Raw genomic sequence first — 14,255 nt, 5'->3', positions numbered from 1 at the left:
GGACGCACGGCGTCCGTATCAGCGGAGCGGTGCGTCCCGGCGGGGGAGGGAATGCGCGGTGCCTGAGCCGGGGCGGATGTCCCGGCGGGGCCCTCAGGCCCGGCCGACGAGCTCGTAGCCGGCCTCGTCGACGGCGGACCGGACGGCCTCCTCGTCGAGCGGGGCGGCGGAGGTGACGGTCACCTCACCGGTCTCGGCGACGGCCTTGACCGCGGTGACACCCGCCAGGGCGGATATCTCCTGGGAGACCGCCCCCTCGCAGTGGCCGCAGGTCATGCCCGAAACCTTGTAGACGGTCGTGACGCCGAGGCTCTGGACGTCGGTCGCGGCTCCCGAGCCGCAGGAGCCGTCGGAGGAGCAGCAGGAGCCGGAGTTCGTCTGGGTGGTCATGGGTGCTCCCTCAAGGTGTGGATGCGCGGGTCTGCGTCGGAGGGCGTGCTTCCACGGTCCCTCTCGACGATGGGAACACTATACCCCCCAGGGGTATGCCACGCCTGTGATGCCGCCCACACGCGGGCGAGGATCGCCGGTCCGGTTCCTCCGGCGCGCCTGCGTGGTCGGCCGGGACGGCGGCTCGTGGTCGCCGCGCTCGCGGAGGGCCCGCCCCTGCGCGGTCGCCGCAGTAAACAGGCCATGTGCGTGGCTCGTTGACCCGACCTTGCGGGAGAGTCGGTGGACCGGCACCGGCGAGCCGTTAGTATCACGGCATGATCACGGCTTGGTCGCCCCGGCACATGGCGCGGGCCCGCGTTTCTGCGGGACTGCCACGCGTGCTGGCCCTTGCCGTACTGCTGTTCGGCGTCCTCTTCGCCCACGGGGTGCACGTGGAGGGCATCAAGGGGCACCTGTCGACCAGCGCCGTAGTCGCCCCGGCGGACCCGGCACAGGACGGGCGCCACGTCACGCAGGGGCGAACCGCGCTCCCCGTCGTGACGTCGGACGGCCGGCATGACGGCCACGGTTCGTCGCACCCGGCCCAGCACTGCGCCTCGGGGCAGCCGCAGCAGGGGACGACGGTGATGTCCCCCTGCTTCGCGCCGTCGGTTCGCGAACCGGCCACCCCCGTCGCCTCCGCTCTCACAGCCGGTCGCACGGGCGTCGAACTCCGTACGGCGTCGGCGGTGGCGCTGAGAGCGTCCGTGGTCCAGCAGGTGTAGCAACCGCGGGGTTTCCCATCCGGCCCTTCCGCCACCGCTCCCGTCCCGGCCGGACGGGAGGCGGGAGCCGCTCGGCCGGTGTCCCGCGCGGCGGGACCAGGACCGCGTGTCCGACGTGACGCGCATCCCGGTCCGGCTCGTCGATGCCGCCTTCCCCCACCCATGCCCGCCGCTTCCCTCCGCCACGACCGGAGGAGCGGCGGCCGCACGGAGGTTCTGTGCCGCCCCCTTTCCGTACGACGTCGCACCTTCCGGGCATCCTGTCCGGCTCCCCGTGGCCGCGCCGGCTCGGCACCCTGATCCAGGGTGCCCTGCTGCTGGTGATCATCCTGTGTGCCGTCGCACACGCGGAGACCGAGGAGACCCACCGGCCGACACCCGCTGCCGTCACGGCGACGCCGGGCGGCGTGGAGCCGCACGGGCCGCATGCGCCGCACGGCGGCGACACGTGCGCGTCGGACATGGTCGTCCGTACGGCGGCCCAGGCGCCGGAGCTGCCACGCGCCGATGCGCAGGCCCCTGCGGTCGTCGCCGCCGGAGCCGTGGCCCTGGGACCCCCGCTCGCGCTGCGCCGGCCCCACAGACGGCGACGACCGCGCACCGGCCGGGCAGCGCTCGTCCGCACGTCCCGGTGGCGCATCTAGACCTCTCGCCCGCAGCCGGCATCGCAGGCTGCCGCGCCCCGCCGGTACCGACCCGGATCGACGATCCGTGCCGGTCATACGTGGCGCGCCTGATGAACCCCACCGTGATTCATCGAGCGAGAGCGAAACCATGCACTCACTGACGAAGTCCCTCACCACCGGCCGGTCCGCACTGTCGGGCCTGGTCGGGAACACACCACTGCTGCGGGTGTCCGAGCCGCTGGCCCCGGCCGGGCGCGGCCTCTGGGCCAAGCTCGAGGGCTTCAACCCCGGCGGCATCAAGGACCGTCCGGGGCTCCACATGGTCGAGCGGGCCCGGGCCCGCGGCGATCTGCGGCCCGGCGGACGGATCATCGAGTCCACCAGCGGGACCCTGGGCCTCGGGCTCGCCCTGGCCGGCATGGTCCACGGCCACCCGGTCACCCTGGTCACCGACCCGGGACTGGAGTTGTCCATGACCCGGCTGCTGACCGCGTACGGCGCCCAGGTCAACGTCGTCTCCGAGCCCCACCCCACGGGCGGCTGGCAGCAGGCCCGCCGCGAGCGCGTCCAGCGGCTGATGGAGCAGCACCCCGGCTCCTGGTGCCCCGACCAGTACAACAACCCGGACAACGTCGCCGCCTACACCCCACTGGCCCTCGAACTCGCCGCCGAGATGGGCCACATCGACGTGCTGGTGTGCAGCGTCGGCACCGGCGGCCACTCGGCGGGCGTCTCGCGCGTCCTGCGGCAGCTGTACCCCGGGCTGACGGTCGTGGGCGTGGACACGATCGGCTCGACGATCTTCGGCCAGCCCGCCCGGACCCGGCTGATGCGCGGCCTCGGCTCCAGCATCTACCCCCGCAACGTCGCCTACGAGAACTTCTCCGAGGTGCACTGGGTGGCCCCGGCCGAGGCGGTGTGGACCTGTCGTCAACTCGCCGCGTCCCACTACGCCACCGGCGGGTGGAGCGTGGGGGCGGTCGCCCTGGTGGCCGGCTGGTTCGCCCGCACGATGCCGGCGGACACACGGATCGTGGCGATCTTCCCCGACGGCCCGCAGCGCTACCTGGGCACGGTCTACGACGACGACTACTGCGCCGCGCACGGCCTGCTGGACTCGCCTCCGGCCACCGAACCGGAGGTGATCGGCCGTCTGGACGAGAAGGAGGTCACGCGCTGGACCCGGTGCACCACCGTGGTCGACCCCCTGACCCTCCGGGACGCGCCGTCGGACGCCGCCGAGGACATCGCGAGCGTCGCGTCCGACTCGCCGGAGGAGGAGCGGTGAGGGGGCTGCTCACACAGGTCCGTTCGTACGAGCGCAGCGTCCAGTTGCTGATGGTGAACCAGTTCACCATCAACCTCGGGTTCTACATGCTGATGCCGTACCTGGCGGCCCACCTCTCGGGCACCCTCGGGCTGGCCGGCTGGGTCGTCGGACTCGTCCTCGGCGTACGCAACTTCAGTCAGCAGGGCATGTTCCTGGTGGGCGGGACGCTGGCCGACCGCCTCGGGTACAAGCCGATGATCGTGGCCGGGTGTGTGCTGCGCACGGTCGGCTTCGCGACGCTCGGCCTCGTGGACTCACTGGCCGCGCTGATCGCCGCCTCGGCGGCGACGGGACTGGCCGGGGCGCTGTTCAACCCGGCGGTACGGGCCTACCTCGCGGCGGACGCGGGGGAGCGCAGGGTCGAGGCGTTCGCGCTGTTCAACGTCTTCTACCAGGCCGGCATCCTGCTCGGCCCGCTGGTGGGAATGGTGCTGACCGGGGTGGACTTCCGTATCACCTGCCTGGTGGCGGCCGGGATCTTCGCGCTGCTGTCCGTCGTGCAGGTCCGCGCGCTGCCCGCCCGGCGCAAGGACACCGGGCAGGAGCGGGACGGAGACCGTGAGAGCGTGCTCGCCCAGTGGCGGGGCATCCTCGCCAACCGGCCGTTCCTGCTCTTCTCCGCGGCCATGATCGGCTCGTACGTCCTGACCTTCCAGGTCTACCTGTCCCTGCCGCTGGAAGTGCGACGGCTGGGTGGCGAAGGGGAGTTCGGGACCGCTGCCGTGGCGGTGCTGTTCGCGGTGTCCGGCCTGAGCACCATGGTGGGACAGACCCGGGTGACCGCCTGGTGCCGGGCACGCTACGAGCCCGGTCAGGCACTCGTCCGAGGGCTGGCGGCGATGGGCCTGGCCTTCGTGCCCTTGCTGTCGGCCACGGCGGTGCCCGTACCCCGGGCCGGTGTGGGGCTGTGGCTGCTCGCGGCGGTACCGCCGACGCTCGCCGCACTGCTCCTGGCCGTGGGGACGATGATCGCCTACCCCTTCGAGATGGACACCATCGTCCGCCTGTCCGGTGACCGGCTCGTGGCGACCCACTACGGGCTCTACAACACCATCTGCGGGATCGGCATCACGCTCGGCAACCTCCTCACCGGCGCCGCACTCGACGCGGCCCGCGCCGCGGGGATGCCGGCCCTGCCGTGGATCTCCCTGACCGTGCTCGGCCTCGCCTGCGCGGCCGCGCTGTACGGCCTGCACGTCACCGGCCGTCTGAAGGGGCCCGTCCCCGAGGCGCGGCCCGCCACGGTCTGACGCACCGGCCCACGGGCAGGGGCGGGCACCTGTTGGGTGTCCGCCCCTGCTGGGCCGCGGTCTCTCCGTGGAGTGGGAGGTGCTGCCGGGACCCTCCGTCTCCCAGCCGGAGCGTGCCGTTGCGACTCCTGTGCCGGTGGCGAGGCGGCGACCTGCTGGGCCTGGCGCGAGCCGGTGACCTGTGTGCGTGCGACCGGTCTCCGCCGGGGCGGCAGGCGCTGCGCCTGCCGCCCCGTGGACCGTTTCGCGCGTCGGACGCTAGGCGGGCGGCTCCGGGGCGCCGAGGATCCGCAGGACCGTTGTCCGCAGGGCGGCCTCGGCCTCGGTGCTCGTCATGCGGCCGGAGCCGGCCTCGTCGCCGGCGGCGTGCCCGAGGGCGACGATCACGGCGACCAGCCAGCTCGGAGACAGCCCGGAGGTGAACTCGCCTGCGCTCGCGCCGCGTTCGAGGAGACGGGCCAGCCGGTCGGTGACGGGTTCGTGGCGCGCCCGGTCGCTTCCGGCCGGCGTGACGGCCGGCGCCGCCTGGAGCAGCGGCGCGTTGTCCTCGAAGGACCGCCAGGAGGCGTCGAGAAACCGCAGCAGCGCGGCCGTGGCGGGTCCTTCGTCCAGCGCCGCGGCGTCCATGGCGGCGACGGCGTCCTCGGTGATGCGGTCGACCGTGGCCGCGAGGAGTTCGTCGCGCGAGGAGAAATGGGCGTAGACGGTCTGCCGGGTCACTCCCGCCGCCGTGGCGATGGCCTCCATGCCTGCGTCCGGGCGCCGGCGCAGCAATCGGACCGCCGCGTCGAGGATGGCGGCCCTGCTGCGCTCGGCGTCCGCACGGCGCCGACGACGCGGCTCTCCGGAGAAAGTCATCTCTTACAGCCTTGTCTGGGTTGTCGTCCGACTCATATCTTACAGGTATGTAAGAGATCGTGGCCGGGCCGCGGACGCGCCGCTGTGCCCACGGGCCGGCACCGACCGGATCGGAGCGTCATGACGCCACTGGCCGACACCGCCCCCGAGCGGTTCATCGCGGACTTCTTCACCTCCCTCACCGAATCCACGGTCCGGGGCGACCCGCCGGAATCGGTGATGGCCCGCCACTACACACCGGACGTCGTTCAGGTCAGCGACGGGATCCGCCTCGACCACGACCGACTCCTCGCCCATCTGCGGCCGGTGCGCAAGAACGTGGTCGGCTGGCGGTTCGAGGTGCACGAGGCGGTCGCGGACGGCGGCCGGATCGCCGCCCGGCTCACGATCCACGCGCGGACGCGCAAGGGTGGCGCGACCGCCACAGAGGTGCACCTCTTCGGGGAGTTCACCGAGGACGGACGTATGCGCCGGTCGCGCCAGCTCACCCGGACGCTGCCCGCCGGAGCGGCCGACCTGGGGGAGCGGGCGTGACGCGGACCCGCGCACCCGGACTCCGCTCCCTCGTGAACCCGTCCACCACGACGGCAGGAGCCGGTCGCGTCCGACTGCTCGTCCAGGGCCTTTCCCTGCTGTCCACGGGCCTGCTCGCCCGGCGCCTTCGGCTACGGCGCCGCCAATCTCGTCCCCACGTTCAACGCCCTCCCGATCGGTCGGCGACTCGACTTCCACACCGAACTGATGAAGATGAACGGGATCACCGTGCAGGGCGCGATGGCGGTCTCGGCCCTCAGTTCCCTCGCCCTCGCCGCCCTGACGCGCGGTCGGCCCCGTGTCCTCGCGGGTGCCGCGGGACTCCTGACCTTCATGTCCTTCCTGGTCACCCGGTTCGGGAACGTCCCGATCAACGGACGGATCAAGCGGTGGGTCGTCACCGCGCCCCCGGCCGACCATGCGGAGATCCTGCGCCGCTGGGAGCTGTTCAACCACGCCCGTACCTTCACCGCCCTCGTCGCCTTCGCCCTCCTGGTCCTGCTGGCCCTGCGGCGAGCCGCGCCGCGTCCACGGGATCCGGGCGCGCGCGGATGGGCGTCGAAGCCGGGGTCACGCCGGCTGCGGGCCGTAGTGGCTCAGGAACATGTCGACGCCACTGGTGATGAGCCGGTCGGTGAGGTCGTCGTCGATGTGGGTGCCGTAGGAGCCGAAGACCATGTGGGGGAAGACCAGCAGCGCGTAGAGCTGGATGATCGCCGTCTCCAGGTCGGGGATGACCAGCCGGTCCTGCTCCGCGAGTGTGCGCAGCGCGTCCGCCACGGCGGGGTGGTGGCCCTCGGGCCCGTGGTGCTGCCAGGCCCGGCCCAGCTCGGGGAACCGGTGGACCTCGGCGGCCACGAGGTTGCGCAGGGCGGCGACGTCGTCGTCGGCGCGCACCGAGTGCACCCAGCGCCGGGCCGCGTCGAGGAGGGCCGCTCGCAGGTCCTCGGCCTCCGCCAGCCTCTCGAGGGCCGCGGACGCGTCCCCGGCGAGCGGTGCGTCCAGGGCGCCGGTGATGACCGCGGTGAAGAGGGCTTCCTTGCTGCCGAAGTGGTTGTAGACGGTCACCTTGGAGACGCCGGCCTCGGCGGCGATGGCGTCCATGCCGACGCCGAAACCCTCGCGCAGGAACAGCTCGCGGGCCGCCCGCACGATGGCCTGCCGTTTGAGCTCGGCCCGGGGGCCGCTCGGGGGCTGCTTGACGCTTTCCGTGCTCACGGGCAGAGCGTAGCACTCACCTGAACTGAACAGTTGAGTTCAGGTGAACTGCACAGTACAGTTCAAGGGTGCTGTCCGGGGCGGCCACGTCCGTGCGGGCCGTCGGCACCCCGCTCGGCGTCGTCATCGCCTTCGCGTGGCCCACCGCCCCCGTACTCGCTCTCCGCAAGGACGCGTCATGACCCATTCGACAGCCGGTGCACCGCATGCTCCGGAACACGCGCACGCGACTCCCGACCCACGTCGCTGGGCCGCCCTGGCGCTGATCTGCCTGGCCCAGTTCATGCTGATCCTCGACGTCACCGTGGTGAACGTGGCGCTGCCCGACATGGCCGCCGACCTCGACCTCGGCCGCGCGACGCTGACCTGGGTCGTCACCGCGTACACCCTCTGCTTCGGCGGCCTGATGCTCCTCGGCGGTCGCCTCGCCGACGCCCTCGGCGCCCGGCGCACCCTGCTCGCGGGACTCGCCCTCTTCACCGCCGCCTCGCTGGTCACCGGTCTCGCCGGCGACGCCACGGTCCTCCTCGGCGGCCGGATCGCCCAGGGCGTCGGCGCCGCCCTGCTCTCCCCCTCCGCGCTCTCCATCGTCACCACCACCTTCCACGGGCCGGAGCGCAACAAGGCCCTCGGCGTGTGGGCGGCCGTCGGCGGGTCCGGCGCCGCGGCCGGGGTGCTGCTCGGCGGGGCGCTCACCGACGGGCCGGGCTGGCAGTGGGTCTTCTACGTCAACGTGCCCGTCGGTCTCGCCGTCCTCGCCGCCGTCCCCGCGCTCGTGACAGCCCGTGCCCCGCAGCCCGCCCGGCTCGACGTCCCCGGCGCGCTACTCGTCACCGCGGGCACCGGCGCGCTGATCTACGGACTGGTGGAGGCGGGCGACTCAGGGTGGGCGGATCCCGCCACCCTGCTGCCGCTGGCCGGTGCCGTGATGGCGTACGGACTGTTCGCCCTCGCCGAACGGGCGAGCCGGGCGCCGCTGATGGACCTGCGCATGTTCACCCGGCGTCCGGTCCTCGCGGGGGCGTTCCTGATGCTGATGGCCACGGCCCTGCTGATCGCCTTCTTCTTCCTCGGGTCCGTCTACCTCCAGCACCTGCGAGGCCTCGGCCCGCTGCGGACGGGTCTGGTCTTCCTGCCCGTGGCCGTCGTCACCGGCGTCGGCGCGCATCTGGGTTCCCGCCTCGTCGGCAGGATCGGCAGCCGCGCCACGGCAGTCCTGGGCATGGCGATCGCGGCAGCCGGGACGGTGCCGCTGACCGGGCTGTCGGACACCGGCAGCGTGTACGCCGTTCTGCTGCCGGGCCTCATGGTCGCCTCCCTCGGCCTCGGCGCGGTCTTCGTCACCGCCACCACCACGGCACTGGCCATGGTCGAACACCGGGAGGCGGGGCTGGCGTCCGGCGTCGTCAACACCTTCCACGAGGTGGGCGGTTCGATCGGCGTCGCGGTCGTCTCCACGGTCGCGGCCTCCGGTATCGAGCGCGGCGTGGCCGGCGGCTTCACCGACGCCTTCACGGTGTGCGCGGTGGCCGCCGCCGTCGGCGCCGCGGTGGCCCTCGGGCTCGTGCCGCGCGGCAAGCCGCAGCTGACCGGCGGACCGCACGTCCACTGAGCCGACGCTCACCGCCCCGGCCGTGCCATGGCCCCTCGCGCAGGGGCCGCCGGATCAGCGTCCGGGCGGCCCTTGGTTGTTCGGCGGATGGTCGTTCGGCGGCTGGTCGGCCGAGGGCCTGCGGCCGACCGCGACGACCAGCGGCACCGCGACACCGGCCACGGCTACGACGAGCCCCCACCGGACCGAACCAGCGGCTGCGCGGGCGGCGCCGGGACCGACAGCAGCGACTGACGGCCCCGCGAGCCCGGCGCGCGGACCGGCACCGGGCCGACGCGCTGCTCGCGCTGATCGTCACCTCGGTGGAGGACGGGGGACTGGTGACGGTCGGCCGAGTGGCTGAGCCGCACCTGGCGTCCCCGGGGTGTCCTCGTGGGTTCGAGCAGGAGGGTCGACCGCCCCGCTGCCGAGTCGGAGGCGGCTGTTCGGCCGGCGTCGAGGAGCCACGCCACGCGCCGCGCCGCCACGCCGTGCCACGCGCCGGGCGAGGCCGAGGCCCCGCCGGGTTCACTAGGCTTACATGGGACCAGCAGGTCAGCGTGCATTCGGGAACGCCGAGCCACCGCCGCGGACGCCGGCACGCCGGTCACCGGCCGCGTCGGGACCCGGGGCAGAACATCGCTGACCGAGCAGAAGGTGGTGTCCAACGGTGGAGGAGCGGATGACGGAGCTCAGCGAAGGCCACGACGATCCGTTCGCCCCGCACCTCGCCGCCCTGGCGGTGCTCGACGACCGGGGCACCGTGGTCGGATGGAACCGGCGGGCCCAGGAACTGCTCGGCCATCCGGACACGGCCGTGATCGGTCGTCCGGCATTCGAGGTCCTTGTCGATCCCCGCGATCTGCCGGCTGTCAGGGAGGCCGCGGCGAGCTGCCGGAGAACCGGCGGCTGGTTCGGGGTGCTCAAGGTGCGGCACCGTGACGGGCGGCTCGTGGAGATGGGGCTCAGGGCCCAGGCACTCTCACGCGGCGACCAGGTCCACGAGTGGATTCTCGCCGCGGCATTCGCGGCCGACGTCCTGGAGTGGCAGAGAAACCGCGCGCTTCTCGACGGGTTGTACCGCCGGTGCCCGATCGGCCTGGTCGTCCACGGCCCCGACCTGCGGGTTCTCCGGGTCAACCGGGCCATCGAACGCTTCAGCGGTGTCCCGGCAGCAGACTTCCGGGGGGTGCCCACCGGCCATATGCTCCTCCCCGACGACGCACGCAGAGCCGTGGACCGGGTGCGCCAGGTGATCGAGACCGGAAGACCGTTCATCTACTCCGAGCAGTTCGTCCGCATGGAGCAGGATCCGGCACGAGAGCGGGTCGCGTTGGTCTCCTCCTTCCGGATGGAGGATCCCGCAGGCCGCGTCCTGGGGGTGGCCGAGATGATCGAGGACATCACCGAACGCCATCGGGCGCAGCGTCGGCTCGCGCTTCTCGACCAGGCCGGCAGCCGTATCGGAACCACCCTTGACGTGGCGGAGACCGCCCGGGAACTCGCCGAGGTGACGGTGCCGCACCTCGCCGACCACGCGTCGGTGGACCTGCTGCGGACCGTGACGCGCGGTGAGGAAGTGGCGCGGGCCCTGGCAGGGCCGGTGGTACGCGTGGGGGCGTGCAGCGTCGGCGCCCGGCAAGTCGGTCCGTCCCACCCCCAGGGCGAGCCGGTGGAGTTCGCGCCGGACTCACCCCAGGCCAGATGCCTGGCCGAAGGGCGGCCCGTCCTGGAAGCGGTGCTCCCACCCGACTCGTTCTCCGCGGAAGGCCGCCAGGGGGCCCGCGCTCCGGACCTGGGCGTCCACTCGCTGATCGTGGTCCCGGTCGCCGCACGCGGGCTGGTGCTGGGAGTGATGACCCTGTGGCGCTCGCGCCGCCCCGATGCCTTCGAGGCGGACGATCTCACCCTCGCCCAGGAACTCGCCTCGCGCGCCGCCGTCGCCATCGACAACGCCCGGCGCTTCACCCAGCAGCAGCAGACCGCGTTCACCTTGCAGAGCAGCCTGCTGCTCCGGGCGGTTCCCGACCAGTCCGCCGTCGAGGTGGCCCTGCGGTACCTGCCGGCCAGCGCGGCCCCGGGCCTGGGCGGCGACTGGTTCGACGTCATTCCCCTGTCCGGGGGCCGGGTCGCCCTGGTCGTCGGCGACGTGGTCGGACGCGGCATCCACGCGGCCGCCACCATGGGCCGGCTGCGTACCGCCGTACACACGCTCGCCAGCCTCGACCTGGAACCGGACGAGGTCCTCTCCCGCCTGGACGACCTGGTCAACCTCCTGGCGGCCGAACAGGAAGCGGCCGGTGAACGGCCCGTGGGCGAGCAGGTCGTCGGTGCCACCTGCCTGTACGCCGTGTACGACCCGGTGTCCGGGTGGTGCTCCGTGGCCCGCGCCGGCCACCCGCCGCCGGTGGTGACCGCTCCGGACGGGCAGGCGGCCGCGCTGGACCTGCCCGCCGGCCCACCGCTCGGCCTGGGCGGCCTGCCGTTCGAGGCCCGGGACGTGGAACTGGCCGAGGGAAGCCTGCTGTGCCTGTACACCAACGGACTCATCGGCGAACGCCACATCGATGCCGACGTCGGCCTGACCAAGCTGTGCGCGGCGCTCACCCGCCCCGCCGACGCGCTGGAACGGACGTGCCAGGCGGTGGTCGACTCGCTCGTGCCGTCGCGGCCCAGCGACGACGTCGCTCTGCTGATCGCCCGCACGCGCATGCTGCCACCGGACGACGTCGCCTCCTGGCGTCTGCCGCCGGAGCCTGAGAGCGCCGCCCGGGCCCGGGCCCTGACCTCCGCCAAGCTGACCGAATGGGGGCTGGAGCACCTGGCGTTCACCACCGAGTTGATCGTCAGCGAACTGATCACCAACGTCTACCGCTACGCCAGTGGCCCAGCGACCCTGCGGCTGATCCGTGAACGGTGTCTGGTGTGCGAGGTCAGCGACACCAGCCACACCTCGCCCCACCTGCGCCGCGCCCGGACCACCGACGAGGGTGGGCGCGGCCTGTTCCTGGTGGCCCAGATGGCTGAACGCTGGGGCACCCGATACACCCGCGACGGCAAGACCGTGTGGACCGAACAACCACTGGCCGGCCTGTTCACCTGACCCTCTCAGGCCGTGCCGGGGACCGCCATCTCTCCCAGCAGCGACCAGTCCTGCTGCGGCACGCTCATGTTGACGACGCGCGGCGTCTCGACCAGATGGGGCGGCAGCGTCTGCTGCGCGGCCTTGAAGTGCGCGGACTGCACATGCGCGGCCCCGGCCTCGTCGTCGCGGAAGGCCTCGACCAGGACGTACTCCGTTTTCCCCGCTTTGCGGCCGGGCCACGCAGGCGCGCCGCGTGGGGAGGACCTCCCGCCGCAATGCCGGGTGCCCTCCCACCACGTCCCGACGCCCATCGAGGTTGCTCGAACGCGACGCCATCCCGCGGCGGCCGATGGACCCCAGTTCCAACGTCCGGCACACCGCGCAGGACCTCGGTGTCTCCCGCGCCACGACGTACCGCCGTCTGCGCCGTACGGCAGCGTCCCGTCGAGCCTGACCCGACGCGGACTGCGGCGGACCGAGGCCCCTCGCGCAGCCCGCCCGTGCGGCCGTGCTCATTCGGCTGCGGCGAGCAGCCGTGCCTCGCTCTCCTCGTACAGCCGCCGGTTCTCGAGGCTCTCGGCGGCGCGGCGCCGGTGGTCCAGACGGCTGCCCAGCCAGCCCGCCAGGTAGCCGAACGGGACGGAGACCAGTCCGGTGGACTGCATCGGGAACAGGTCGAAGTCGGCGTCCGGGAAGACGGCGGACGGCGTGCCCGAAACGGCCTGGGAGAAGACCATCACCACCAGCGCGCAGGCCGTGCCGCCGTAGAGGGTGGCGAGCAGGCCGGTGCGCGTGAATCCTCGCCAGAACAGGGAGTAGGTGAGCGCGGGTGCCACCGCCGATGCCCCGATGCAGAGGGCCAATGTGGTCAGCACACCGACGTTCCAGCCCTGGACCAGGGTGGCGAGCCCGATGGCGAGGGTGCCCACGGCCACGCTCGTCCACATCGCCACCGTCATCTCCGTACGCGGCTCCGCCCGGCCCCGCCGCGCCGCGTGGGCGAACAGGTCATGGGCGAGCGACGAGGCCGCGGCCAGGGTCATTCCCGCGACCGACGACAACAGGGTGATGAACACCATGCCCGCCACCGCCGAGTAGAGAAGCGTCGTGCCCGCGGAGCCGGGCGCCCCGCCGAGCACCTGCGACAGCATGAGCACCGACGTCCTGCCGTGCGGGTCGGCCGCGGTGATGTACCGCGATCCCACCAGGGCCGCCGCGCCCGTACCCATGATGATCACGAGCAGGCAGAACGTGGTGACCGTGCCGACCGCCCACGACATGGAGCGACGCACGGCCGGCGCGTCCTTCGCGGAGTACAGACGCATCGTGATGTGGGGCAGGCAGGCCACGCCGAGGACCACGGTGATCTGGAACCCGATGAAGTCCAGCCGCTCAGCGGCCGAGGTGCCCAGCTGAAGGCCCTGCTGGAGGAAGGCGGGGCCCGCGCCGCTGCCGTGCTGGGCGGCCCTGAGCAGGTTGCCGGGGCTCCAGTCGAAGCGGTTCAGTACCAGGGCGGCGACGACGGAGCTGGTGGCGAGCAAGATGATGATCTTGATCATCTGCACGAGGGCGGTGCCTCTCATACCGCCGAGCGCCGCGTAAATGATCATCAGGCTGCCGACGATGATGACGCACGCCGTCCTGGCCCCCGCCACGTGCGGGAGGTCCAGGATGAAGGTGAGCAGCGACCCGGCCCCGGAGAGCTGGACGATCAGGAAGGGCAGGGTCGCCGAGAGCGTCACCACACAGGCGGCGACACGCACGGCCCGTCCGGGCATGTTGCGCGCCAGGACGTCGCCCATGGTGAAACTGCCGGCGTTGCGCAGGGGTTCGGCCAGCAGGAACATCAGCAGCACCAGGGACAAGGCGGTGCTGACCGCGAGGACATAGCCGTCGTATCCGGTGAGCGCGATGATGCCGGTGGTGCTCAGCACCGTGGCCGCGGAGATGTAGTCGCCCGCGATGGCCAGGCCGTTCTTGAACGGGGTGAGCGAGAGGTAACCGGTGTAGAAGTTCGTCAGGTCGTCGCGGTCCGGTCCCGCCATCACGCACATGAGCAGCGTGAGGGTGACCAGGACGGTGAACATGAGGAGGACGGTGGCCTGCGTCCCGGAGTCGAAGTCGGTCATCTCGCCACCCCGGCGTTTCCGCCGGCGCCGGCCGCGCGCTCCCTGACGGCGCGGGCCAGCGGATCCACCGAGCGTTGTGCGCTGCGTCCGTACCAGAACACCGCGGCGAAGGTGACGACGAGTTGGAGGATCCCCAGGGCCATGCCCAGGCTCAGCTCTCCGGCGATCCGGGATCCCATCAGGCCCGGCGCGGAGCAGGACAGCACGACATACACCACGAAGGAGCCGAGCGCGGTGAGCGTGGAGGTCCGGCGGAGCAGGCGGTAGGCCGAGCGGAGGGCGGCGAGGTCGTCGCCGTGCCGACGAGTCGCGTGGGGGGCGTACGGCTCGTCCCAAGGGGCTTGGCCGTACGAGTAGTACCGAGTGGCGTCGTACCGAGGGGCGTCGTACCCGTACGGCTGGGGGTCGGGGGGCGGTGGGGGCCATCCCGGTGGCGCTGCCGGCGGATACCGGTTCTCGTCGGGGTATGTCATCGCC

The 14,255-nt window shown here is 72.6% G+C and carries 13 protein-coding genes and 1 pseudogene; 8 read left to right on the top strand and 6 right to left on the bottom strand.

All coding sequences use genetic code 11. The features are described from left to right. Nucleotides 1-93 precede the first annotated feature (93 nt). Nucleotides 94-390 carry a heavy-metal-associated domain-containing protein gene (locus tag ACF1A1_RS32600; protein WP_392004668.1) on the bottom strand — a complete coding sequence of 99 codons (297 nt, stop codon included), beginning with the start codon at nucleotides 388-390 and terminating at the stop codon, nucleotides 94-96. 317 nt (nucleotides 391-707) lie between these two features. On the opposite strand from ACF1A1_RS32600, the gene ACF1A1_RS32595 reads away from it, so the two are divergent. The 4 genes from ACF1A1_RS32595 to ACF1A1_RS32580 all read left to right on the top strand — a co-directional run bounded on the left by ACF1A1_RS32595 (nucleotide 708) and on the right by ACF1A1_RS32580 (nucleotide 4,363). Next, entirely contained in the window at nucleotides 708-1,157 is a 450-nt protein-coding gene (locus tag ACF1A1_RS32595) for a hypothetical protein (protein WP_392004666.1), read from the top strand. Nucleotides 1,158-1,375: 218 nt separating this feature from the next. Further along, nucleotides 1,376-1,801: a hypothetical protein gene (locus ACF1A1_RS32590; RefSeq protein WP_392004664.1), complete on the top strand. Its 426-nt coding sequence runs from the start codon at nucleotides 1,376-1,378 to the stop codon at nucleotides 1,799-1,801. 130 nt (nucleotides 1,802-1,931) lie between these two features. Then, nucleotides 1,932-3,071 (top strand): PLP-dependent cysteine synthase family protein, encoded by a 1,140-nt coding sequence (locus ACF1A1_RS32585; protein WP_392004662.1) that lies wholly within the window; start codon nucleotides 1,932-1,934, stop codon nucleotides 3,069-3,071. Beyond that, on the top strand, nucleotides 3,068-4,363 hold the full coding sequence (locus ACF1A1_RS32580) for an MFS transporter (protein ID WP_392004660.1): 1,296 nt from the start codon (nucleotides 3,068-3,070) through the stop codon (nucleotides 4,361-4,363). Before ACF1A1_RS32585 ends, ACF1A1_RS32580 begins: the two co-directional genes overlap by 4 nt. 258 nt (nucleotides 4,364-4,621) lie before the next feature. Here ACF1A1_RS32580 and ACF1A1_RS32575 read toward each other — a convergent pair whose 3' ends face one another. Continuing rightward, a complete protein-coding gene (locus ACF1A1_RS32575) occupies nucleotides 4,622-5,221 on the bottom strand; it encodes a TetR/AcrR family transcriptional regulator (RefSeq protein ID WP_392004658.1) in 600 nt (199 codons plus the stop codon). A 120-nt stretch (nucleotides 5,222-5,341) separates the two neighbouring features. Between ACF1A1_RS32575 and ACF1A1_RS32570 the strand changes: the two genes are divergently transcribed. Together ACF1A1_RS32570 and ACF1A1_RS32565 are read left to right on the top strand one after the other, a co-directional pair. Further along, on the top strand, nucleotides 5,342-5,755 hold the full coding sequence (locus ACF1A1_RS32570; RefSeq protein ID WP_392004656.1) for a nuclear transport factor 2 family protein: 414 nt from the start codon (nucleotides 5,342-5,344) through the stop codon (nucleotides 5,753-5,755). A 207-nt stretch (nucleotides 5,756-5,962) separates the two neighbouring features. Beyond that, nucleotides 5,963-6,187: pseudogene (locus ACF1A1_RS32565) on the top strand (anthrone oxygenase family protein); the annotation flags it as partial. A 138-nt stretch (nucleotides 6,188-6,325) separates the two neighbouring features. Here ACF1A1_RS32565 and ACF1A1_RS32560 read toward each other — a convergent pair. Beyond that, nucleotides 6,326-6,973 carry a TetR/AcrR family transcriptional regulator gene (locus tag ACF1A1_RS32560; RefSeq protein ID WP_392004654.1) on the bottom strand — a complete coding sequence of 216 codons (648 nt, stop codon included), beginning with the start codon at nucleotides 6,971-6,973 and terminating at the stop codon, nucleotides 6,326-6,328. Between the two features lie 178 nt (nucleotides 6,974-7,151). Between ACF1A1_RS32560 and ACF1A1_RS32555 the strand changes: the two genes are divergently transcribed. Both ACF1A1_RS32555 and ACF1A1_RS32550 read left to right on the top strand, forming a co-directional pair. Beyond that, entirely contained in the window at nucleotides 7,152-8,585 is a 1,434-nt protein-coding gene (locus tag ACF1A1_RS32555; protein ID WP_392004652.1) for an MFS transporter, read from the top strand. Nucleotides 8,586-9,246: 661 nt separating this feature from the next. Continuing rightward, nucleotides 9,247-11,667 (top strand): SpoIIE family protein phosphatase, encoded by a 2,421-nt coding sequence (locus ACF1A1_RS32550; RefSeq protein ID WP_392004650.1) that lies wholly within the window; start codon nucleotides 9,247-9,249, stop codon nucleotides 11,665-11,667. 5 nt (nucleotides 11,668-11,672) lie between these two features. On the opposite strand, the gene ACF1A1_RS32545 is transcribed toward ACF1A1_RS32550, so the two are convergent. From ACF1A1_RS32545 to ACF1A1_RS32535, 3 genes are all read right to left on the bottom strand, one after another. After that, nucleotides 11,673-11,960 (bottom strand): putative quinol monooxygenase, encoded by a 288-nt coding sequence (locus ACF1A1_RS32545; protein WP_392004648.1) that lies wholly within the window; start codon nucleotides 11,958-11,960, stop codon nucleotides 11,673-11,675. 201 nt (nucleotides 11,961-12,161) lie between these two features. Beyond that, nucleotides 12,162-13,778 carry a cation acetate symporter gene (locus ACF1A1_RS32540; RefSeq protein WP_392004646.1) on the bottom strand — a complete coding sequence of 539 codons (1,617 nt, stop codon included), beginning with the start codon at nucleotides 13,776-13,778 and terminating at the stop codon, nucleotides 12,162-12,164. After that, complete coding sequence (locus tag ACF1A1_RS32535) at nucleotides 13,775-14,251, bottom strand: DUF485 domain-containing protein (RefSeq protein ID WP_392004644.1); 477 nt, start codon at nucleotides 14,249-14,251, stop codon at nucleotides 13,775-13,777. The genes ACF1A1_RS32540 and ACF1A1_RS32535 overlap by 4 nt, the downstream gene beginning before the upstream one ends. Nucleotides 14,252-14,255: the final 4 nt, after the last annotated feature.

Source organism: Streptomyces sp. NPDC014995 (assembly GCF_043080745.1).
GTDB lineage: Bacteria > Actinomycetota > Actinomycetes > Streptomycetales > Streptomycetaceae > Streptomyces.
This window is presented reverse-complemented; position numbering and strand designations above follow the sequence as displayed.